The sequence below is a fragment of the Pedobacter sp. ASV12 genome (assembly GCF_016429155.1).
Taxonomy (GTDB): domain Bacteria; phylum Bacteroidota; class Bacteroidia; order Sphingobacteriales; family Sphingobacteriaceae; genus Pedobacter.
Genome location: NZ_JAELUC010000161.1, coordinates 1 through 2,583, shown reverse-complemented (window position 1 = coordinate 2,583; position 2,583 = coordinate 1). Strand labels below are relative to the sequence as shown.

Below are 2,583 nucleotides of genomic sequence, written 5' to 3'. Positions count from 1 at the left end.
TTCATTTTGTTCAGGCCTGGCTCGTTATTTCAGCAGCGCCTGGTAGGCTTCTTCGCTAAAACCAATTAAAATGGCTTTGCCATTTTGCTCAACCACAGGGCGTTTAATGGCGCTGGTATTATTTAGCAAGTAAACAACGGCTTTATCGGCGCTATTGATAGCTGCCTGCTGTTCTTTGTCGAGTTTTTTAAAAGTAAGGCCGTTTTTGTTGATTACTTTTTCCCAGCCAAACTGGTTGAACCATTCGGTCAGTTTTTCGGCAGTAACGCCTTTCTTCTTGAAATCGTGGAACTCGAAATCGATATGGTTTGCCTTCAGCCAATCTTGGGCCTTTTTTACCGTATTGCAATTAGGTATGCCGTATAAGGTCATGTGTTGATAAATTTTGATGCAAGGCAAAGTTAGGAAAAGAAGTTTGGAGTTGGTTGAGGAGTTTTCAGTTGGCAGTTGGCAGTTTTCAATAATGAGCGATTCGAGCTCCTCCAAAACAAGCTAAAAAAACGATCTTTGTCCATTCGTCACATTTATCCGGATATTGGTCACATTTTCAAAATAGATTGCCAACCGCAGCTTAACATTGTACCATTAACTAACTGCAACAAACCCAACACATGAAACTAAAAGAGCTGCAAAAAACGGAATTCTGGATCTCGACCATCCTCTATGTATTCGCTGTTCTGATGCTGATTACCGCTGCAGGCGGCCGTTTCTATAACGAAAACTATTACAACTTTAGAGGCGAACACCTCAACTACTCGCTTTTTTCGAATTATCTGGCACCCGAATTGTTCAGGTATTCTATTCTTTATTTCAATTTCCTGTTCCTCAATTTCTATATCGTTCCGTCGTTCCTCAAAAAGGAAAACATCGTACTCAACGCTTTGCTCACCTTCGTGATACTGGTAGGCTCCGGTCTTACCATCAGCATCTGCAAAACCTATACCGAGGCTTATACGCTGGTACAATACAACGACGTCCAAGACGCATACAACCGCCTTTTCTTCGACGGGTTTACCTACGAGCTATGGGTTATGGTGATTGTTACGGCCTACGTGCTTTTAAAAGAATTTATCAATTACTTTATGGCCAATAAACACGACAAGGCCTATAAAAACCAGATGAAGATCGATGCCGGCTTTGGCATTGCCTTTTGGTTTATCGGACTGATGCTGTGGGTTGCCAGCCATGCCGGGATAGACATCGTTGTGCTATGGACTTTGATCATTTTATCGTCTATTGCTATCGTTATCTACGCCTTATATTATCTTTTGCCCGAACTCTACCCCAAAAACCGTAAGTTCAGCGCCTTTTTTGGCCAGTTGTTCGTGGCCGCCATTTTGATGGCCGTACCTATTTCGCTGATTGCCTTTCTGCTCAGGCCGAGAGGCGAAGTAATTGCCATTACATTGCTGTTCCATTTTCCGGTGCAACTGCTTTTAAGCGCCCCACTGGCCTGGTTCCTCTACAAAAGGAGATTGGCCAATTCAACAGAGCTTACCACCCTGAAAACAGAGTTGGGCAAGTCTGACGCCAACCTCAGCTTCCTGAAATCGCAGATCAATCCGCACTTTTTATTCAATGCCCTCAATACGCTTTATGGTACCGCCCTGCAGGAAAATGCCGAGAGAACCGGTGAAGGCATCCAAAAACTGGGCGATATGATGCGTTTTATGCTGCATGAAAACGTGCAGGACAAGATTTCGCTGACCAGGGATGTGGATTACCTCGAAAACTATATCGCCCTGCAAAAGCTGCGCACTTCCAGATCGGCCAATATTGTGATCGAAACCCAAATCGAAGAACAGTTGAACAATTTGCAGATTACCCCCATGCTGCTTATTCCTTTTGTAGAGAATGCCTTTAAGCATGGCATCAGCCTGCAGTATCCCTCACACATCAAAATTACTTTGCAAACCAAGGGCAGCACACTTTATTTCGATGTGCACAACAGTATCCATCTCAAGGCCGACAACGACCCCGAAAAACTAAAAAGCGGCATAGGCCTGGTCAATGTAAAGCAACGCTTGGCTTTGCTCTACCCCAACAGGCACGAACTGATTATCAGGGAAAGCGCCAAGGAGTTCTTCATCCACCTCACCATACAGCTTTAAAACCTAATCGGCTACGGTACTTCAACTACGTCTCAGCAAGGGCATAGCTATGCCCAAAACTTAATCTTATTGCATAAACCATGAACCTCAAAAAAATTACCCTCCTCTTATTGGCCTTGGCTTTTCCAATCTATTCTTTTGCACAGTTTAAGCTCAGCGGAAAGATCAAAGACTACAAGGGAAGCGAAAAACTGCAACTCAACATCCCGTTGGTTTATGGTTTTTACGAAGAAAACTCGATTAAGATCCCTGTTAAAAATGATGGGAGTTTCAACATCGAACTACCGCTTAAGGAAACAAAATTTGCAAGCCTCATCTTAAGCAATTACAAATATGACCTTTTACTGCATCCCCATAAAAATCTTTCGATAACTCTAAATCAAACAGCTCAGGTGCTGTCTCTTATACACATCTAAAAAAGGGGGGGGGGGGGGGGGGGGGGGGGGGGGGGGGGGGGGGGGGGGGGGGGGGG

Annotated in this window: 3 protein-coding genes; 2 read left to right on the top strand and 1 reads right to left on the bottom strand. The window is 44.3% G+C overall.

All coding sequences use genetic code 11. The annotated features are described in order from the left end of the window. Positions 1–24: 24 nt before the first annotated feature. On the bottom strand, positions 25–372 hold the full coding sequence (locus JHD69_RS19410; RefSeq protein ID WP_199141993.1) for an ArsC family reductase: 348 nt from the start codon (positions 370–372) through the stop codon (positions 25–27). Between the two features lie 239 nt (positions 373–611). On the opposite strand from JHD69_RS19410, the gene JHD69_RS19405 reads away from it, so the two are divergent. Both JHD69_RS19405 and JHD69_RS19400 read left to right on the top strand, forming a co-directional pair. Continuing rightward, positions 612–2,111 carry a sensor histidine kinase gene (locus tag JHD69_RS19405; RefSeq protein WP_199141992.1) on the top strand — a complete coding sequence of 500 codons (1,500 nt, stop codon included), beginning with the start codon at positions 612–614 and terminating at the stop codon, positions 2,109–2,111. An 80-nt stretch (positions 2,112–2,191) separates the two neighbouring features. After that, entirely contained in the window at positions 2,192–2,527 is a 336-nt protein-coding gene (locus tag JHD69_RS19400; protein ID WP_199141991.1) for a hypothetical protein, read from the top strand. Positions 2,528–2,583 lie beyond the last annotated feature (56 nt).